Consider the following 18,550-nt stretch of genomic DNA (forward strand, 5'->3'; position numbering starts at 1 on the left):
TCCACAACTGGTACGTTCAGGATCATCATGTAGTCGAGCCACCGCATCTTGCTGGCAAACCGATGATGAAAGGCTTTGCGTCGTGGGCGCGTGAGCACTTCAGCGGGGACGACCTCGACCTGGCAATCATGCTTCAGCGCGGCGTTTTCGTCGCCCGAGGCCGGCGGCATCTGGTTGATCTTTCGCCGGCCGTGCCACTCAACGCCGCGCCAGCGATGCGCGACGCCTGCCACAGCTATTCCCAAGACCATTTCGACACCGCGACCAGCATCGTCGGCTACGTCCGGGACTTTACCGACGGCGTCGCCGTCGCCTCACTTCCACCGCATGTTACCGCATATTTCAAAGGCTTTTTCCAATGACTGACTATGGTGAAATTGCGCCGATCGAAGAGATCATCGAGGATGCGCGCAACGGGCTTCCCTATATTCTCGTGGATGCGCCGGATCGCGAAAACGAAGGCGACATCATCATTCCCGCGCAGTTCGCGACACCGCGGATCATCACCTTCATGGCGACCCATGCCCGTGGCCTGATCTGCCTAGCGATCACAAACGAACGCGCCAAGCAACTCGATCTGCGACCGATGGCAACCCGAAACGAAAGCGGTCATGGCACGGCGTTCACCGTCTCGATCGAAGCCCGCGAAGGGGTTTCAACCGGGATCTCGGCGCATGACCGGGCTCATACCATTGCCGTAGCGGTGGACCCCTCCAAGCAGGCGCATGATATCGTCTCGCCCGGACATGTGTTCCCGCTTACCGCCCGCGACGGCGGCGTGCTGGTTCGCGCTGGCCATACCGAGGCAGCCGTCGATATCTCGCGTCTGGCTGGCCTCACGCCTGCTGGCGTCATTTGCGAGGTCATGAATGACGACGGCACGATGAGTCGCTTGCCTGATCTTCTGCGCTTCGCTCGCGAACACAAGATGAAGGTCGGGACGATATCCGACCTTATCGCCTACCGTCGACGTCTTGAGACGTTGGTAGAGCGCGTGGCTGAGGCGCCGTTCGAGAGTTGGCATGGTGACTTCCAGGTGATCGTCTATCGCAACAAGATAGACGGCGCCGAGCATGTCGCGCTCGTCCGGGGCTCGCCTACGAAGGATAAACCGACGCTGGTGCGCGTGCATCAGCTGGATCTGACGGCGGATATTCTGGGCTGGCGGGAAGCACATCGCAACTATGTCCCGACAGCACTGGCTGCACTTTCGGAGTATGACGGGCCAGCCGTGGCGGTGTTCGTATCCGATCCCAATCCGTCATCGATTTCGGAGCGGATCAAGGGCAACCGCAAAGCCTATTCCGACACGCACGGCTATCGCGACTACGGTATCGGAGCGCAGATGTTGCTTGATCTGGGGGTAGGAGAAATGATCCTTCTCACCTCAAGCCCGACGAAAATGACTGCGCTGGAAGGCTTTGGTCTGAAGGTGGTGGCCAAGCGACCGCTTGTTGAGCCGGCCATGCGCCTGGTGCAGTCGCAGGCTTGACTTGTATCGCCATCGGGAATGCCGGCTCGCCGGCATTCCCCTGAAGCGCATGCAGCGCCCGGTGACCTGACGCGATAAGCCAACATACACTGCTCGAACGACGTACGGAGCGCGACCGGTAGGGCGCGCTCCGCAGTTTAGTCGTCCTATCGGGTAAGGTCAGTCTTCAGGCGCGATCGTCAACGCCATCCCGTTCATGCCCGCATTGACCACGAGCTGACAGGCCAGACGCGAGCGCTCGTTCCGGTGATCGGAACTGTCCAACAGGTCGTTTTCATCATCGGAGAGCGCGGGCAGCCGGTCTTCAAACTCCTCAGCCACATAGACATGGCAGGTCGCGCAGGAACAGCATCCGCCACATAGCGCCAGCAGCTCGTCGATCCCGGCGTCCCTCACCGCTTCCATTACGCTGATGCCTTCAACCACTTCGATTATGCGCGACTCGCCCGTTCGCGTCATGACATTGATACTCGGCATAAGTTCAGCGCTCCGACCAGATAAGAGGGACATTGTCGACAGCTGCAACAATGCCGGAATGATAGATAGGCTGCGCTCCTGGCTTCATGGCGAAGGTGGGAATGCGCTTGAGCCATTCCTCGATGGTGACGATCACTTCCATGCGCGCAAGGTGGAGGCCGGCGCAGCGATGAGGACCACCGCCGAAGGTGCTGTGCGAGATGCCGCGACGTTCGAGATTGATGCGCCAGGGATCGTCGTTCAACTGGTCGTCCAGGCCATGCAATGCGGTCGGCAGCAAGATCATGTCGCCCCGCTTGAGTTCGATGCCTCGGAAATCCTGGTCCTTCGCGACCATGCGCGCCTCGGAAACAACCGGAAAACGCCGAAACATCTCTTCCGCGCTGCGCATCAGCTTCAGGGGATCAGCGCGCAATTCCTCGACGACCTGCGGGTTTTTCGCAAGGTGGATCATCATGAAGCTGAGGAAGTTCACGACCGTATCGAGACCACCCAGCAAAAGCAGGGAAATGAGACCGAGCGCCTTGTCATGCGTGATCCGCTCGCCGTTGATCTCGGCATTCACCATGACGGTGATCAGATCTTCGCCCTCCTTGCCTCGACGGGCCTGGATGATCGGTTCGACATAGGCGAAGAAGCCCTTATTGCCTTCCTCAAGATGCTTGGCCATTTCCTCGGGCGTGTTGCCCTCCGGGCGCGTCATCATCTTGGCGAAGCGGCTGAGCGTGGGCACGTCGCTTTCGGGGAGATCTGCAAGCGCCATGAAGACCCTGACAGGGAAGACATTGGCATATTCGGCCGAAAAGTCGCATTCGCCCCGGCTGACGAAACTGTCGATGAGATCGACCGCGACCTTGCGCACTTTCGATTCCACCTTGCGAATCTGGGCAAGGCTCAACCCCTTGTCGAGCGCCTTCCGGTAAGGCGTATGCTCGGGCGGATCCATGCGGGTCGGGACCATCTCATATTTTTCGCCAGCTTCCTTCGGCAGGAAAATGACCTCGCTCGAGAAGCGGGTAGGATCACTGTAGACCTCGCGTACGGTATCCCCATTGGTCGCGATCCAGTGACCACCGGTAAAGGGGGTCCAGATGAGATCGGGCATGTCGGGCTTGGGGATATTCTTCCACGCCTCATGATAGCCCTGCTCGATGCCTTCGAGCGCATACATGTCGATTTCATGCACATATTGCTCGGGAATATGCTCCGGGCGGGGAGCGCGGGCGCGCGACATCGTTTCAGGGACATGTTCAGGCATCGTAGCCAAGATCGCTCTCCTTATCTCAACATGCCCAGCCGTTCCCGGGCCATGCGTGTTCTTTACACGCACGGAAAATGCCGCGCAAGAAATTTCAACGCTGGCGTTGATCCGAAACATTTGCGCCGAACGCGGTCAGGCGCTTAGGTAGTCGACATGAAGATGCGCGAACTAGAAGAGCGGACCGGTGTAGATCGCGAGGTCATACGGATCATGATCCGTGAAGGCCTGCTACCAGAGCCACAGCGCCCAGCGCGCAATGCTGCGGAATATGACGAGGGTCACGTCAGCGGCATCGCCACGATCAGGCATTTGCAACAGACTTCGCGCATGACGCTCAAGGAGATCAGATCCGCTCTGTCGGGGGAGGCGCTCGAACGCCCAGGCCCCGCATCGGCTTACAGTCACCTCGAGGCTTTGCTGTCACGCTCTTTCGGACTGGAGCAACCGACATCGGTCTCGTTGCAAAGCCTTTCCGAGCGCTATCCCCGCGCCGAACGCGATGCCCGTGCGTTCGAGGCCATGGGGATGCTGACGCTTTTGCCGACCGAGAGCGGTTGGAGCCTTAGCCTGACCGATGCGCGACTTGTGGAAATATGGGGAAAGATACGGGAAGCGGGATTTGTCGAGGAACAGGGCTTTCCTCCGGAAAATATCAGCTTCTATCGCGAAGCCGCCGAACTGGTCGCCCGGCATGAGGCATCGATATTCTTCAGCGGGTCGGATGGCGCGATTAGTGAAGAAGATGCCGCCAGGATGCTCCAGATAGCTCTGCCACTGATGCTCGATTTCTTCGGCCTTCTCCGGATCAAGGCTTTTATGACCAATGTACATCGGTCCCTCGAGACGGGCGACCGCTAGGCCGTCGCGGCTCTCTTCCGATCCAGACATCGTGCCAGCAAACGCCAGAAGGGATTTTCGACCGCCAAACCCTTTTCGATTAGGCTGGTTAGAAACAACTGGAACGGTTACGGACAATATTGTCCGGATAAGACGAATGGAATTGGGTGTGCGCAGAGATGCCAAAGATCGGCGTGAGCGGATTATCGCAGCGGCGGCGACGATATTCGCAAGGCACGGATATGCCGTGGCGCTTGATGCGATCGCTGCGGAGGCTTCCGTCGGCCGTACTACGCTCTACCGGAATTTTGCCGATCGATACGCGCTCGCTCTTGCGGTTATGGAACGTCGCATCGAGGATGTCGCAGCAATAGCGGACGAACATCACGACCGGCCCGACACCTTTCTCCTGATGGTCAGGAAGATGTGCGAGAGCCGCACCGATTACGCAGCGCTGGCCAACGCAGTAGCCATCCAGCATGGCGCCGAAGGTCGCCAGGCAATCGCCGTGCTGCGCGCTCGCATGGAGGGGGTCTGCTCCGTTCCGATCGCACGCGCCCAGCGTGCCGGCCTCATTCGATCCGACTTCGCTATCACCGAAGTTCACCGCCTCACCATGATGCTGGCGGCCGGCGCGACGGAATGGGATCAGGACGACCGCGATCGCGAATTCGATCGCGCCCTGCGCCTCGTCATGGAAGGGCTGCAGCCACCCACGGCCGCGCGGAAAAAATAGATCATCAACATTGATGTTGACGAATCGCTTAATAAGCGGTCATTTGTGTCCGGTAACGACGAGAGCTGCTGTGAAAGGCTGCCAGTAACCCTGCCCTGACGTCTGCTTTCCAAGAGCGTCAGGCCCCCGGCACAGGAGAGATGCGTGATGAAGTGCGGATTGTTCCACACCCCCTACAACCAGCCTCAGCGGACCCCGAAGCAGATCTTCGACTGGTCCATCGAACTGGCGCAGATATGCGACAAGGCGGGTTTTTCTGATTTTCTTGTTGGTGAGCACTATACGCTTGCCCTGGAAAATATTCCCATGCCCGAGGCGATCATCGCATCTGCCGCGATGGTGACGGAAAAGCTCCGGTTCGCGCCGATGGCGCACCTTCTCCCCTATCATGACCCTGCAACGCTCGCGATCCGCATCGGTTGGCTCAGTCAGGTGCTCGAAGGACGCTATTATCTCGGCGTCGGCCCAGGCGGTCACCATACCGACGCGATCCTGCACGGCTTCGAGAATCTGTCGCAATTGCCCGCCCGGCAGATCGAGGCGCTCACGATCATGGAGAAGGTCTGGCAGGAAGAGCCGTTCCGCTTCGCAGGCGATTTCTACAGAGCAGGATTTCCAGGTCCTGACGATATGCCCGGCTATGACGTGACCATCGCCAAGAACGGGTTATGGAAAGAGTCGCCGTTCGAAATCGCCGTCACCGCGCTCTCGGCCAATTCGAATTCGATGAAGTTCGCCGGCGCGCGCAATTACAGCCCGATATCGTTTTTTGGTGGTGTCGATCAGATGATTTCGCACTGGGAAACCTGGTCGACCGCCATGCGAGAAGCGGGCTTTACGCCGGAACGGGAGCGGCTTCGCGTCTGTCGCGAGGTGTTCGTCGCGGATACTGATGCGGAAGCGAAGCGCCGTGCGATCTCTGGCGGCCTTGGCTACAGCTGGGAGCATTATCTCCTGCCGATCTACAAGAAGTTCAAGCTGCTCGACGGGATCATCAAGGATTCTGGGGTCGATATCAGCGCCGATGAAGTCGACATGGATTTCCTTGCCGAGCACGTGTGGCTCTGCGGTTCGAGCGAAACCGTGACACAAAAGATTGAGGCTCTTGTCGACAAGGTCGGGCCATGGGGCATGCTGTGCATCAATTCGCATGACAATATTGACGACATGGCGCCCGCAAATGAGTCGCTCCAGCGCTTTGCGCAAGAGGTTATGCCAAAAGTGGGAGCAACTGTTCCTGCCTGACGCATGACATCTCCATCAAGAAGACGGCGTTCACCGCTCTTGATGCAGCTTTCGAACCTCGTCGTCCAGATTTGCAGAACCGTTCCGCTGGTAAACCCAACGCGCGACGCGGGAGCAGCGGGTCGGACAGACGGGTTCGAGGCAGATGAAAAACCTATCTCGCGCCTACCGTCTCTCGTCGGCGCGGGACAGAGCTTTGACTACCCTCTCCCGCCCATCGCGGACTTAATCAGGAGTTTTGGAATGGACCTCGCTGGCAAGAAGATAATCGTCACTGGCGGCGCACAGGGGATCGGTGCAGCAATCGTGCGGGCCTACGTAGCCGCCGGCGCAATGACCGTCGCAATGGACCTGCAAGAAGAACTCGGACATCGAACGGCCGCTGAGGCGAATGAGCACGGACCGGGTCAAGCGACCTTTCAACTACTCAATGTTACGGATCGCAGCGCGGTAGACAAGGCTTTTGGAGAAGCCACTGCGCGATTGGGCGGCCTGGACGTGATGGTAAATGTCGCGGGCGTGCAATCCTTCGTTGACGTCATCCAGGTCGACGAAGCCGCGTACCGCCGCCTGTTCGACATAAATGTTCTGGGCACCATGAATACGAATGGCGCCGCCTATCTCGCGATGAAGCCTAGCGGTAATGGGGCGATCATAAACTTCGGTTCGGAATCAGGTCTGACGGGCGAGCCGGACAATGCTGTCTATGGCGCGACCAAGGGCGCGGTCCATACGTGGACACGATCGGTTGCCCGACAGTGGGGGCCAGACGGGATCCGGGTCAACGCGGTACTCCCCTATGTTGTCACGCCCATGTATCAGAAATTCCGGGACGCTTTGTCGCCGGAAGCGCTCGCACGACATGACCATGAGGTCCAAACTGCCATTCCGCTTGGAGGAAAGTTCGGAGACGCTGACAAGGAACTGGCGCCGGTACTGGTGTTTCTCGCGAGCGACGCTTCGCGTTTCATTACCGGCCAGATGCTTGCGGTCGATGGCGGGCTGGTTTCGGTTCGCTAGCTTAGGCGGCCCGATCAAGGGCATGCCATCAACTGCTTGGGGTCGCTCGAATGATGTGCTTGTGTTGGCAGGGCTGGTTCCATTTATGGGAGCCGGCCCTTCAGCCGCTCAATGCCCCTCAATCGATCCACTCAGCCGTCAGCACTGCGATGCTTTGCCTGATCGCATCCTTAATTAGATAATGCTCTTTCCCTGTCGCGTCCAGCGATGGTTCACCCGAGAGACCTACCAGCACGTTCAGATACAGCAAGGAGGCATCCCGATCTGGAGTGGGCCGGATTCACGCATGAAAAGCTGACCACACATGGTTTCCGATATCAGGCGACGACATGGAAGGATCCCAAGCTCGAAGAAATGGATTGATATCGACACTTACCGTGCCGGTGCAGCATGCAAAGCTGGCGAAGGTGATTACAGGATACTCGTGAGCATCCTTCGATGCTGCGCGTCCCCTGTGATTTAGCAGCAACCCTCCGCGCTGCAGTAGCCTCCCTTTTTTTCGCGCAACCGAAATTGAGTAGCATTCGATCCGGTCAGCAATCCACAGGCCTAGCTAGGTCCGCAATCCAGTCGATACGCTGCAGGGTCACACCGGAGGTTCGGAGGGCCGTTCAACTTAATGCTGAGCTTCATCTATGTTGATTTCCACTGAGAAGTGACCCGGGTTTTCCATCGAGAAGTGACCCGTCTGCGGATTATGTTTCGGGTGTCACGGGTGGGTCAACCCGTGGTTTTCTCTTTTGGGTTCTGGCCTGCTTGGCAGAGCTGTTTTTGAAGCGGAAGCTATCGTTGCCGGTCTCCAGGATGTGGCAGTGATGGGTAAGCCGATCGAGGAGCGCCGTGGTCATTTTGGCGTCGCCGAACACGGTGGCCCATTCGCTGAAGCTCAGGTTTGTGGTGATGATGACGCTGGTGCGCTCGTAGAGTTTGCTCAGCAGGTGGAAGAGCAGCGCGCCACCTGAAGCACTGAACGGCAGATATCCAAGCTCATCCAGGATAACGAGATCGGAGTGCAGGAGGCGATTGGCGATCTGACCGGCCTTGCCCTGTGCTTTTTCCTGCTCGAGCGCATTGACCAGTTCGACCGTCGAGAAGAAGCGGACGCGCTTTCGATGATGTTCGATGGCCTGGATGCCCAGCGCCGTTGCCACATGGCTCTTGCCGGTGCCAGGACCGCCGACCAGCACGATATTGTCGGCGATGTCGATGAAGTCGCAGCGATGCAACTGACGCACCAGAGCTTCATTGACCTCGCTACTGGTAAAGTCGAAGCCGGCCAGATCGCGATAGACAGGGAAGCGCGCGATCTTGAGCTGATAGGCCACAGACCGAACCTCCCGTTCTGCTGTCTCGGCTTTGAGTAACTGGGAGAGGATCGGGATGGCGGCTTCGAACGCTGGAGATCCCTGTTCCATGAGATCGGTGACGGCCTGCGCCATGCCATGCATCTTGAGGCTGCGGAGCATGACGACGATGGCGCCGCTGGCAGGGTCATGACGCATGACGCTTCTCCTTGCGCAGATCATCATAGCGTTCGACATTGGCCATCGGTTCGCTGACCAGCTTGAGCGCCTGGGGCGCCGTCACCGGCGGCGTGGAGATCGGTTTTCCGTCGACCAGCCTATAGAGCAGATTGAGGATATGGGTCTTGGTCGGAACGCCAGCCTCCAGCGCCATGGTGACCGCCGTCAGCACCAGTTGCTCATCATGATGAAGAACCAGCGCCAGTATTTCGACCATTTCCCTGTCGCCGCCGGGATTGCGCAACAGATGTCGCTGCAGACGCTGGAACGCATCGGGTAGCTCAAGGAAGGGCGCACCGTTGCGCAGGGCGCCGGGCTTGCGCTGCACGACCGCCAGATAATGGCGCCAGTCATAAACCGTATGACCTGGACCGTCGTGAGAGCGGTTGATGATGCGCTGATGTGCGCAGATTGGCTGCCCCTCGGCGACGACCTGGAAGCGATCAGGATAGACGCGCAGGCTGACAGTGCGATTGGCGAAAGAGGCCGGTACGCTGTAGCGATTGCGCTCAAAGTGGATGAGGCACGTCGGCGATACCCGTTTGCGATATTCCACAAAACCATCGAAGGGCCTGCCCGCAACCATCAGACACTCAGATTCATCGGCCCAGGCATTGGCAACCGATCCGGGTTCGATCCCGTGAGGGATGTCCTCCCATAACGCCTTGCAGCGCTCCTCCAGCCACAGGTTCAGCGCATCAAGGCTTTCGACCTGCGGCGTGGGTTGCCACAGACGGTGCCGCGCATCCTGGACATTCTTCTCGACCTGCCCCTTTTCCCATCCCGCAGCCGGGTTACAGAACTCAGCTTCGAACAGATAGTGGCTGACCATCGTCAGGAAGCGTGCGTTGACGGTGCGTTCCTTGCCACGCCCGACCTTGTCGACGGCCGTGCGCATATTGTCATAGATACCCCGGCGCGGCACGCCGCCCAGCACGCGGAAGGCGTGATTATGGGCGTCGAACAGCATCTCATGGGTTTGCAGCAGGTAGGCGCGCACGATGAATGCCCGGCTGTAACTGAGCTTGAAATGCGCGACCTGCAGCTTGGTCCGAACCCCGGCGATGATTGCCCAGTCCTCACTCCAATCAAACTGGAAAGCTTCCCCCGGCGCGAACGACAGGGGCACGAATGTCCCACGCCCGCCAATCTGTTGCTGGCGCCGATAATCTTCGCGCCAGTCCCGAGCAAAAGCGGATCGTGTCCCGGGGGATGGTGTAACAGCGGGTATCCTCGGTAGAGGATCGGACTGGATCAGGCTGCCACGCCGGGCAAACTGATGAGGGGATTGTCGCTGACGGTGGCGAGACTTTCAAGTGTCATATATCGGCGAGCCACGGCCCATTCGTCCTGCTGTTCGAGCATGAGGGCTCCGACGAGGCGTACAATGGCCGCGTCATTGGGAAAGATGCCGACAACGTCGGACCTTCGTTTAATCTCTCCGTTGAGACGTTCCAGGGGATTTGTGCTGGAAATCTGCGGCCAATGTTCTTTCGGGAAGGCTGTGTAAGCGAGGACGTCTTCGCGGGAGCCATCCATCATCTCAGCAAGTTTGGGAGCGCGATCACGCAGGGCATCGGCGACTGTTTGCCATTGCTTATGAGCCTCCTGAGCAGTTTCCTGCGCGAAAATTGTCTTGATCATGGCGGTGACGGCAGCACGCTGCTTAGTGGAAACATGGGCGAGCGCATTGCGCATCCAATGAATCCGACAGCGTTGCTGGGTTGCGTGGAAAACCTTGCTGGCAGCGGCGCGTAGGCCCTTGTGATCGTCTGCAATGACAAGCTTGACGCCCCGGAGCCCGCGATCGGCAAGAGAGCGCAAGAAGCCCTTCCAGAAGGTTTCGGCCTCGGTTGGCCCGGTGTCGACGCCCAGTATCTCGCGGCGGCCATCGTTGCTGACACCGACAGCTATTATCGTCGCGGTCGACACAATCCGGCCACCCTGGCGCGATTTGATGTAGGTCGCATCGAGCCACAGATAAGGGAATTCGCCCTCGATTGGCCTGTTGAGGAAAGCGTTAACCCGTTCGTCAATCTCTTGGATCAGTCGGCTGACGGCGCTCTTGGAGATGCCCGTAGCGCCCATGGCCTTCACGAGATTATCGACCGATCGCGTCGAAATGCCCTGGACATAGGCTTCCTGGATCACCGCCGTCAGCGCCTTCTCGGCAGTCCGACGGGGTTCAAGGAAGGATGGGAAATACGATCCCTTGCGTAGCCGCGGGATCTCCAGTTCGATGTGGCCGGCCCTGGTCTCCCAGGAACGCTCTCGATAGCCGTTGCGCTGGACCTGTCGCCCGGCAGGGTCGCGAGCGCCATGCGCGGCGCCAGTCAGCACCTGCACTTCAGCTTCCATCATTCGCTCAGCGGCAAATGCCAACATCTCGCGAACGAGATCCGCATCAGCGCCCTTTTCAACCAGCTCAATAAGGGCCATTCTGTCTGTGGTCATCGTCGTCTCCGATAGGTTCATTGGTTTCGCAACCCGAACTCTACCGAAGATTGGCGATGGCCGCCTAGACAGAAGCCATGCCACCGTTGGGGCATGAAGCTCCGGTCGCTACGCTCCCTCCGCTTCACGCCCCAACGGTGACGCTGTTACACCACTTAACGGGACACGGCCCAAAAGCGGCAACCCGGTTGTAGGATCCTTCATAACCCAGGCTCACCAAATCGGCGTGAAACTGCTTGATCGTGCGCTTCTGCTTGCGCGATCGGCCCATATCGCGCCGCAGCCAGGCCGCCAGATGCTCAGCAAATGGGTCCAGTTTGCTTGGTCGATCAGGCACCTTGAACCGCGGATCGATCGTCTCGGACCGCAAATATTTGCGGATCGTGTTGCGTGATAGTCCGGTGCGCCGCGCTATCTCCCGGATCGGTAGATGATCGCGAAAATGCCAGCGCCGGATAACGCTCAATAACGCCATGTCCAACACTCCATATACCCTCGCTTGTCAAAGCCAGGGACGAGTTCAACATGGGTCAATTCTCAGTGGAAATTTACGCCCTACCCGGGTCACTTCTCAGTGGAAATCAACACCCTATGGATCGCCTGTGGAGCCTAGACTGAACTGATGCGGTGGATCCCTCCCTTCATCGGGCATCGTATGATGCTCAGTAGCGCTCTGGCGGCGCATGAAGGAGGAGCATATGGAAAATGCACACATACTGTCGATCGACCTGGCGCAGCGCAGCTTCCAAGTCTGTGCGACTGATCGAGCAGGATCGTGTGTGGATGCGTCCCAGATTGCAAGGCGATTTTCTGATTTTGCTCGGCAGAGCGCTTCATCGGTCGTGTGTCAGGCCTCTGGTGTGGCTTGCTGGCGCCACGGGCCGTTATGCAGTTCGAACGATCCGGGCCATATCGGTTCAGCGAGTTGGTTCGCTCTCGCCCCGGGACTGGTTAGCCGCATCGTGAACATTGAAGTCCTTGCCGCATAGTATCAGTCGATCTCCTCGTCAGGAACAAGGGCGGTGTCGGGAAACTTGACGTTTGGCTGCGCATTGATACTCGCTGCGCCCGGTTGGCACACACCATAATATCTAACATCTGCATAGCCGAAAATATGAGCGGTCGATGAGTTCTGATCTTGCGTGAAAGAACCGTTGAGGCGGTGCAAATCCGCCTCCCGGTACGATTGCGCGCTTAGCCAACAGCCTCTCAGCTACGACCTGGCGAAAAATGAAACAGTTTGAATTCGCCGCCGCGATCGAGATTGGCAAGGGACAATCTTCATAAGAGCGATTTCCAGAACATACTTGACTAATATCCAATAACGTACCAAGACGTCTTAAATCGAACTCCGAAAAATTTCTGGTCATTTGTTGTGGAATTGTTGTTTCCATAAATTCGGTTGATACTTAATTCTATTTTTTGCAATCAGATGCGGCTTAAGTACGAACTCTGTCTCCGTAACCAATTTTTATATCAAGTGCGCTCAAATCTGCTCGTGAGAGCTAGCGACTGAGCCACCGTAATCAACGGGTTGATAGTGCCAGCGTTGGCCGCCACTGAAATCCAGGTGGCCTGAGTGAAGCAATTCATTGTTGGCGGAAATGTTGTTCGCCTCGAGGCGTGGGACGCGGAGATGAAAGATTGGTCCCTTTCAAGCGCTGGCGACGCCTCAGCAGATCATCGGTGGAGACCTCGACAACCGAGACTTTTAGCGACCCGGTTTGTCTTATCGATGTCCGACGGTTCATATCCCATTTGCCCCGCTGCGATGTTTGCATTCTCGCCGCCGCCATCTTAAATATCCGGGAAACAGGCATTGAAGGTTCAGCGCTGGTGACCCTTGGTATCCCGTTTGAAGGTGTCGGGGCGTGGTTGTTCCTCCTCTGAGTCTGCATCGACTGGTTTACAAACCTTGACATGCACATGGAGGCGATCATGGCAGCTACGTTTAAAACTGGAATGGATGTGCTCGCGGTACTGTGGGCCCTAGTGGGATGAGCAACCACGCCAACCGCACAACAAACGATAATGCCATTGGTTTAGCTGAGAGCGCCGCGGGGGCGGTGCAATTCCGTCCCCCCACACCCTTCATATAAGCAACTTGAGGTCATTGCTGTTCGACGACGATTGCGGCATAGTCTCGCGTGGCGGGCAGACCTTCTAATGGAGGTTCGCCATGAAGTCTGACGCATCTCAGTCCCCTCTAGGCCCGGCGACTTCTGCGGACGCAGGGTCATCTTATGGTAAGGACCGCCGAACAGACCGGCTCCTGCGGAAACCTGAGGTTACCGCAAAAACCGGGCTGTCCGTGTCGGCTGTCTATCGGTTGGAAACAGCCGGCCGCTTCCCTCGCCGCCGTCGCATCGGATTGCGCTCTGTCGCCTGGTATGAAAGCGACATCGAGGAGTTTATTGCTGATCCTCTAGGCTACCGTTCAGGTACCGGCTGACCACGTCCTGCGCTGGGTCGAGACCACATGTTATGAGGTCGGCCCAAATCTGGATGAGCGTTCCCCGCGGTTTGCGATAGCGAGATCGGTTGTACGACCATTCCGATGCGGACACCCCTGGCGGAACATGGGCGAGGACCAGATCGATCACCATCCGGTCTCCATCCCGCTCGAGCTCGGCCGCCCGCTCATTCATGATGGTCGAAAATGACGATCTCCAACCGTGGGGCACCATCACATTCTTGTATCGCCCTCCTCCCATGCGTTTGTACATGGTGCTTAGAGCCGCATCGGACATCGGCTCTCGCCATGATTTCGAATTAGGAAAGAGGAGTGCGAAGCCGCCCGTCAACGGCCGCAGCGCGCGGAGCACTTCAACGGCCTGATGTGGCAGTGGCACGTCATGTCCGAAAGCTGGATTGCCTTTGTCCTCGACGTCGAGCTTCATACGGCTCGCAGGGATACGCCAGATAGGTGCATTGGGTATTGCGTCCGGATTATCCCAATCAATGCCTTCAAATTCGCTCCAGAGAGCGGTTCGCAACACCCCCACCCGGACCAGGGTCAGCGCCAGAAGACGGGAAGCAAGCTTGACGGTCAGGCTCGAAGTAGATCGATCCACGGCCTTCTGAAATTCCAGGGTCTCAGGAACTTCTGTAAGCGCCGGCTGCTTTGATCCCCGGCGCGCCGGCTTGAGCGCATCCTTTATCTCGTCGATCTCCAGCAGGATCGCATGGTCGACGAGCCCTTCCCCCTTCGCGCGCCGGAAGACACTTTTTATGTAGCCACGGACGCGCTTGGCGGTTTCGATGGAGCCCCTCGCCTCGATCTTCCGGAGCGCGCGCAGAATCGGCGCGCTTTCGATCTGGCAGATCGGAAGATTACCGAACAGGGGATAGAGGTCGCGTTCAAATCGGTGGCGAACCCGCTTGGCGTTCGAGACCGACCAGATCGGCTCCTGGTCGGCCAGCCATTCTTCGGCAAGCTTCCTGAAGGTTATCTTCGCAGCCTCAATCCTGGCGATCTTGGCCTTCTGCTTCTCCAGCGCCGGATCCTTGCCTTCAGAGACGAGCTTGCGTGCCTCGTGATGGGCCTCCCGTGCCGCGACGAGTCCCATCTCGGGATAGCGGCCAAGGGTGAGCGTCTTTTCCTTTGGTCCGATCCGATATCGGTACCGCCAGAATTTTCCACCGGCTGAGGTGACGTGGAGAAAAAGCCCTTGAGAATCGGCAAGGCGGTAATCGCTTGCCTGAGGCTTGGCATTCTTAATTTCGACGATGGTAAGCGACATGAGATTATACCCTCAAATCGGCCCGCCATGCCCGCAATTATGCCCACAGATTCGCTGAACTGTCCTGGTCTGTCCTGACCTGTCCTGAACAGCAAAAACGCTGAAAAACCCCAATATTCCAGAGGCTTATCATAGCATCAGAACTGTCTTGAAAGCAATATTTGGTGGGCCCGGCAGGACTCGAACCCGCAACCTAGCCGTTATGAGCGGCCAGCTCTAACCATTGAGCTACAGGCCCCACCTTAGGCGTCGGATAGGCAGCATCACGCCGCTTTGCAAGCCTCGGCACGGGGTGGAACGGCTGCGAGCAATTCATCGAGGCTAGCGGGAGCGACGCCGCGGCGCGCCATGTGGGCCAGCACCGCATCCCACCATTTGTAGAAATCCGTGAGATCCGCGTCGCTGCGCACGTAAGGCGTATGGCCGGGCGCCAAGGTGGGCGAGTGGAAGCTGAAATTGAGCAGTTGCACCCCCTCTTCGATCAGCGCGTCGATGGCCGCGATCGCGTCTCGCACCGGAACGCCTTCCGGCGTCAATGGCACGCGGCTGATCAGGCGGGCGCGCGACAGGACGCCGGCCAGCGGCCTGACCCTATGTGCCGCGCGATACAGCGCCTCACCCCCGCCACGCGCCAGCCCGACAAAAGCCGTCGACAAGGGAAGCTCGATCAACGAGCGGCCGGGTGCCGCCCAATAGGGGCATTGGGGCAGCCCCTGAAAATCAGGTCCATGCTGTTCGCTGTAGTCAAACCGGCTTCGCACCGATGTGTCGAGCCTGAACCCCGCTTCCTCCAGGAGCCGCGCGCTGTGCGGCCCCACGCCGTACCGGCCTGCCCTATAGCAGATCGGACGAGCGCCAAAGCGTGCCTCCATCTGGTTGCACAAAGCGTCCAGCTTGGCGCGTTCAATCGCCTCTGGAAGAAAGCCGACATAGGAATTTGCGGCGTTCACCTCTTCCAAATGCGGCGGATTGACCCAGGGATGCAAATGCGCGCCAAGGTCGGCCGATCCATCCGCCCGCCATTGCCCAAGCAACGCCACGGCCTTTTCCGATTCCACGATGGGATAGTCGGTGACGTAAATCGGCTTTACCCCGGCGGATTGAAAATAGGCCTGCCCCCGCGCCAATCCTTCGAGCGCGGTGACGCTATGACCGGTGCGGCGGAATGGGCCGTCCCAATCAAATTCCTCCTCTGTGTCCACGAAAAGCATGAATCGCGTGCCAAAGCCCGGTTCAAGCCGTATCCGATCCCGGTCCAGTGGAGGCAGCAGCAGGTTGCCGTCATGCGAAGAAGCGATCATGCACATCCCCTAGCGTCCAATGGTTGCCATAGGGTTGCGATGACACCCACGGTCAGCGGATATCGACTGCTCCGCTCGCCACGCCCGCAACCGGAATGCTCAATATCATCCGGCGCGCCTCTATTTCCAGCGATCCGCCACAGGCGCTCGCAAGGCTGCGGATCAATCGCAGTGAAAATCCAAGGCCTAGCAGTGGACCATCGACCCAATTGCCGTCCGCGCTGTAGCCAGGATCCAGCAATTGCCCTTCTTCAAGCCCGATCAGCGTCGATGGGCGGTCGACCGCCAGCACGACACAGCCATGACCGGCATCCGGACGCAGCCAGCAGGCCCCCGTCACCGCCTCGTCCCGCGGCGCGACGGACACCATCGTTCGCAAAAGATGTTGCACCATGCGCTCACCCTGAACCGGATCGACCAGAATCTGCGGCAGATCGGACGCGATTGCGATGTCGATCGTCGGCAGCTCCAGGCCGCCTTGCTCCCTGAAACGGTCGATCACCTGAGTCACCAGCCGGTCGGGATCGATCAGTTTCGGCGCGCCATTGCCATCGCCGCGCGAAACGCGCGCGGCCAGATCCAGATCCTCGAATGCAACCAGCAAATGCCGCGCGTCTACCGCGATATTGCCCGCCATCTCGCGATATTGCATGCCGACCGCGCCGAATAATTCCTGCTCGATGATCTCGGCAAAGCCCAGGATCGCATTCAAGGGCGTGCGCAGTTCATGCACCAATTGCCGCAGCGAATCGGCCGACAAGCCTGTGATCTCCATGGGAGCAGGCGTCGTCCGGGCCGCGACTTCGTGCAGATAGGGACGCCGCGCTTCCCCGCGAAACCCTTGAAACCGGCCGGATTTTGCGTCGAAGAACGGAACGGCGGACATGCGCCATTCGCCGGTCATGACTCCATCCACGATCGTGAAGCGACCATTTTGAAAGCCGCTCCGTCGGGCGAAGGCGCCGGCCACATGCCCGTCCGGACCACTCCCGCCCTCCAGGGCGGCTTCGCCCAGCGTGAGACCGATCAAAGCCGCCCGTGGCCCGTGGTCGATCCAGAGGATGGCCCCGGAGGCATCCGTCTCGAATGCGAAGGACCGAGGCGCGTCATTGCGCGCCACATTATCGGCCCGTGCCTCGCCGACCGGGCGGCGATTGCTCGTAAATTCCGCGATCCGGTCAACGAGGTTCCGAATTTGGTCCTCATCTCGGCCGGATGCGCCAATTTTGGGGGACGCGACGCTCAGGTCATCCGCGCTTGCCATGGGCGGATCGGGCTCTGCCTCTTCCGTCAGAAGCAGCGCATCGTCATCCTGTTCCTGATCCTGATCCTGATCCTGATCCGCAGCTCGAGGCGCCGCGGTCAGCACCAGATCGGCCGAGCCGAACGCTTCCAACGCCTTGCGCGTATAGGGACCGATATCGCGTCGACCACGAAGCACGCCACGGGCCGTCGGCGTCAGATGCTGCAGGATTTCCGCCCATGCCAGGTCGGGCAGCTGGGCACGCGCGATGGCTGCGGCTGCGACCGATGGTCGGTCATTGGCGAAGAAACAGATGAGCGCCGGTGACCGCAGACGCCGCCCCAATTCCACGACCGTTGCGATTCGTTGCGCTTCGCTCAACTGGGGCCGCAAGGTCGAAAGCCGGTCGAGCAGCAGGTCCCGCTCCTCGTCCGCCATGCCGTTCCTGTCCGGACGATCATGCTGCGCCAGAAGATCGACGCACTGCCGCCACAACGTCACCGCGCTCAGTCCAGAGCGGCTTTCCGCTGCCAGTACCGTTTGCAAGAGATCGTTGAACCGCACCATATTCCCCATCAAACCACGCGATCGCGCGTTGCCACCCCATCGATAGGCCGATGTTCGCTCCAGGGGAAGGGGCACGGCATGCGACAGAAACGACCCGTCGCATAGTGGGACAATTGCAATGCCCTGAAATATTATTATGATGAGGCCATCACACAGGATAGGAAATAATCAGGATAATGGCCGGCCCCAATATCGACGACATCGACTTGCAAATCCTCGGCGAATTGCAGAATGACGGGCGGATGACAAACGTGGAACTGGCGCGCAAGGTTGGACTGACCGCGCCACCCTGCCTGCGTCGTGTGCGCGCGCTGGAGGAGTCGGGCGCCATCACTTCCTATCATGCCGTCGTGGACCCTGCCATGCTGGGCTACACCATCACCGTATTCGCCATGGTAAGCCTCAAGAGCCAGGCGGAAGCGGACCTGAAAGCGTTTCAGGAGCATGTCGACGACCTGCCAGAAGTGCGCGAATGCCACATGCTGAATGGCGAGATCGACTTCATCCTGAAGGTTGTCGCCAGGGACCTCCAAAGCTTCCAGCAGTTCCTGACGTCGAAATTAACGCCGGCGCCCAATGTCGTCAGCGTCAAGACATCACTGACGATCCGGACGTCGAAAAACCAGCCGGGCGTGCCACTGCCGGTCTGAA

15 protein-coding genes, 1 tRNA gene and 2 pseudogenes are annotated in these 18,550 nt (G+C 58.9%); 8 read left to right on the forward strand and 10 right to left on the reverse strand.

The features are described from left to right. Both SKA58_RS19830 and ribB read left to right on the forward strand, forming a co-directional pair. The coding region (locus tag SKA58_RS19830) for a hypothetical protein (protein ID WP_009821813.1) at positions 1-362 on the forward strand (362 nt) is incomplete at its 5' end. Further along, on the forward strand, positions 359-1,492 hold the full coding sequence (gene ribB / locus SKA58_RS07615) for a 3,4-dihydroxy-2-butanone-4-phosphate synthase (protein ID WP_009821814.1): 1,134 nt from the start codon (positions 359-361) through the stop codon (positions 1,490-1,492). The genes SKA58_RS19830 and ribB, both read left to right, overlap by 4 nt. A gap of 159 nt (positions 1,493-1,651) precedes the next feature. On the opposite strand, the gene SKA58_RS07620 is transcribed toward ribB, so the two are convergent. Beyond that, positions 1,652-1,969, reverse strand: a complete 318-nt coding sequence (locus tag SKA58_RS07620; RefSeq protein ID WP_009821815.1) for a 2Fe-2S iron-sulfur cluster-binding protein — start codon at positions 1,967-1,969, stop codon at positions 1,652-1,654. Between the two features lie 4 nt (positions 1,970-1,973). Then, positions 1,974-3,227, reverse strand: a complete 1,254-nt coding sequence (locus tag SKA58_RS07625) for a cytochrome P450 (protein ID WP_009821816.1) — start codon at positions 3,225-3,227, stop codon at positions 1,974-1,976. Between the two features lie 156 nt (positions 3,228-3,383). Between SKA58_RS07625 and SKA58_RS07630 the strand changes: the two genes are divergently transcribed. The 4 genes from SKA58_RS07630 to SKA58_RS07645 all read left to right on the forward strand — a co-directional run bounded on the left by SKA58_RS07630 (position 3,384) and on the right by SKA58_RS07645 (position 7,068). Next, positions 3,384-4,088: a MerR family transcriptional regulator gene (locus SKA58_RS07630; RefSeq protein ID WP_009821817.1), complete on the forward strand. Its 705-nt coding sequence runs from the start codon at positions 3,384-3,386 to the stop codon at positions 4,086-4,088. Positions 4,089-4,119: 31 nt separating this feature from the next. Continuing rightward, positions 4,120-4,803: a TetR/AcrR family transcriptional regulator gene (locus tag SKA58_RS19125; protein WP_232209380.1), complete on the forward strand. Its 684-nt coding sequence runs from the start codon at positions 4,120-4,122 to the stop codon at positions 4,801-4,803. 147 nt (positions 4,804-4,950) lie between these two features. Further along, positions 4,951-6,048 (forward strand): LLM class flavin-dependent oxidoreductase, encoded by a 1,098-nt coding sequence (locus SKA58_RS07640; protein ID WP_009821819.1) that lies wholly within the window; start codon positions 4,951-4,953, stop codon positions 6,046-6,048. Between the two features lie 243 nt (positions 6,049-6,291). Then, positions 6,292-7,068 carry an SDR family NAD(P)-dependent oxidoreductase gene (locus SKA58_RS07645; protein WP_009821820.1) on the forward strand — a complete coding sequence of 259 codons (777 nt, stop codon included), beginning with the start codon at positions 6,292-6,294 and terminating at the stop codon, positions 7,066-7,068. 695 nt (positions 7,069-7,763) lie between these two features. Here the strand turns inward: SKA58_RS07645 and istB are convergent. From istB to SKA58_RS07665, 4 genes and pseudogenes are all read right to left on the reverse strand, one after another. Beyond that, positions 7,764-8,570, reverse strand: a complete 807-nt coding sequence (gene istB, locus SKA58_RS07650) for an IS21-like element helper ATPase IstB (RefSeq protein ID WP_009821099.1) — start codon at positions 8,568-8,570, stop codon at positions 7,764-7,766. Continuing rightward, positions 8,560-9,789, reverse strand: a pseudogene (gene istA, locus SKA58_RS07655) (IS21 family transposase); the annotation flags it as partial. The pseudogene istA and the gene istB, both read right to left, overlap by 11 nt. Before the next feature lie 56 nt (positions 9,790-9,845). Then, on the reverse strand, positions 9,846-11,045 hold the full coding sequence (locus tag SKA58_RS07660) for an IS256 family transposase (protein WP_037542386.1): 1,200 nt from the start codon (positions 11,043-11,045) through the stop codon (positions 9,846-9,848). A gap of 172 nt (positions 11,046-11,217) precedes the next feature. Further along, positions 11,218-11,520 (reverse strand): annotated as a pseudogene (locus SKA58_RS07665) (IS21 family transposase); the annotation flags it as partial. 1,704 nt (positions 11,521-13,224) lie between these two features. On the opposite strand from SKA58_RS07665, the gene SKA58_RS19400 reads away from it, so the two are divergent. Next, positions 13,225-13,497 (forward strand): helix-turn-helix transcriptional regulator, encoded by a 273-nt coding sequence (locus SKA58_RS19400; protein WP_081600903.1) that lies wholly within the window; start codon positions 13,225-13,227, stop codon positions 13,495-13,497. Here the strand turns inward: SKA58_RS19400 and SKA58_RS07670 are convergent. From SKA58_RS07670 to SKA58_RS07685, 4 genes are all read right to left on the reverse strand, one after another. Beyond that, positions 13,457-14,788: a tyrosine-type recombinase/integrase gene (locus SKA58_RS07670; RefSeq protein ID WP_009821824.1), complete on the reverse strand. Its 1,332-nt coding sequence runs from the start codon at positions 14,786-14,788 to the stop codon at positions 13,457-13,459. The two genes, SKA58_RS19400 and SKA58_RS07670, sit on opposite strands and share 41 nt — an antisense overlap. 162 nt (positions 14,789-14,950) lie before the next feature. Then, positions 14,951-15,026, reverse strand: a tRNA-Ile gene (locus tag SKA58_RS07675). A 25-nt stretch (positions 15,027-15,051) separates the two neighbouring features. Then, positions 15,052-16,089, reverse strand: a complete 1,038-nt coding sequence (locus SKA58_RS07680) for a polysaccharide deacetylase family protein (RefSeq protein WP_009821825.1) — start codon at positions 16,087-16,089, stop codon at positions 15,052-15,054. A 52-nt stretch (positions 16,090-16,141) separates the two neighbouring features. Further along, complete coding sequence (locus SKA58_RS07685; RefSeq protein WP_037542735.1) at positions 16,142-17,899, reverse strand: sensor histidine kinase; 1,758 nt, start codon at positions 17,897-17,899, stop codon at positions 16,142-16,144. 176 nt (positions 17,900-18,075) lie between these two features. On the opposite strand from SKA58_RS07685, the gene SKA58_RS07690 reads away from it, so the two are divergent. Further along, on the forward strand, positions 18,076-18,549 hold the full coding sequence (locus SKA58_RS07690; protein ID WP_009821827.1) for an Lrp/AsnC family transcriptional regulator: 474 nt from the start codon (positions 18,076-18,078) through the stop codon (positions 18,547-18,549). The last annotated feature ends 1 nt before the right edge of the window (position 18,550 follow it).

It is taken from the genome of Sphingomonas sp. SKA58, from assembly GCF_000153545.1.
GTDB classification, from domain to species: domain Bacteria; phylum Pseudomonadota; class Alphaproteobacteria; order Sphingomonadales; family Sphingomonadaceae; genus Sphingobium; species Sphingobium soli.

Excerpts from the sequence above, each read along its gene's own strand:
- ribB (WP_009821814.1), top strand. The coding sequence starts at position 359 with ATGACTGACTATGGTGAAATTGCGCCGATCGAAGAGATCATCGAGGAT.
- SKA58_RS07620 (WP_009821815.1), bottom strand. The coding sequence starts at position 1,969 with ATGCCGAGTATCAATGTCATGACGCGAACGGGCGAGTCGCGCATAATC.
- SKA58_RS07625 (WP_009821816.1), bottom strand. The coding sequence starts at position 3,227 with ATGCCTGAACATGTCCCTGAAACGATGTCGCGCGCCCGCGCTCCCCGC.
- SKA58_RS07630 (WP_009821817.1), top strand. The coding sequence starts at position 3,384 with ATGAAGATGCGCGAACTAGAAGAGCGGACCGGTGTAGATCGCGAGGTC.
- SKA58_RS07640 (WP_009821819.1), top strand. The coding sequence starts at position 4,951 with ATGAAGTGCGGATTGTTCCACACCCCCTACAACCAGCCTCAGCGGACC.
- SKA58_RS07645 (WP_009821820.1), top strand. The coding sequence starts at position 6,292 with ATGGACCTCGCTGGCAAGAAGATAATCGTCACTGGCGGCGCACAGGGG.
- istB (WP_009821099.1), bottom strand. The coding sequence starts at position 8,570 with ATGCGTCATGACCCTGCCAGCGGCGCCATCGTCGTCATGCTCCGCAGC.
- SKA58_RS07660 (WP_037542386.1), bottom strand. The coding sequence starts at position 11,045 with ATGACCACAGACAGAATGGCCCTTATTGAGCTGGTTGAAAAGGGCGCT.
- SKA58_RS19400 (WP_081600903.1), top strand. The coding sequence starts at position 13,225 with ATGAAGTCTGACGCATCTCAGTCCCCTCTAGGCCCGGCGACTTCTGCG.
- SKA58_RS07670 (WP_009821824.1), bottom strand. The coding sequence starts at position 14,788 with ATGTCGCTTACCATCGTCGAAATTAAGAATGCCAAGCCTCAGGCAAGC.
- SKA58_RS07680 (WP_009821825.1), bottom strand. The coding sequence starts at position 16,089 with ATGATCGCTTCTTCGCATGACGGCAACCTGCTGCTGCCTCCACTGGAC.
- SKA58_RS07685 (WP_037542735.1), bottom strand. The coding sequence starts at position 17,899 with ATGGTGCGGTTCAACGATCTCTTGCAAACGGTACTGGCAGCGGAAAGC.
- SKA58_RS07690 (WP_009821827.1), top strand. The coding sequence starts at position 18,076 with ATGGCCGGCCCCAATATCGACGACATCGACTTGCAAATCCTCGGCGAA.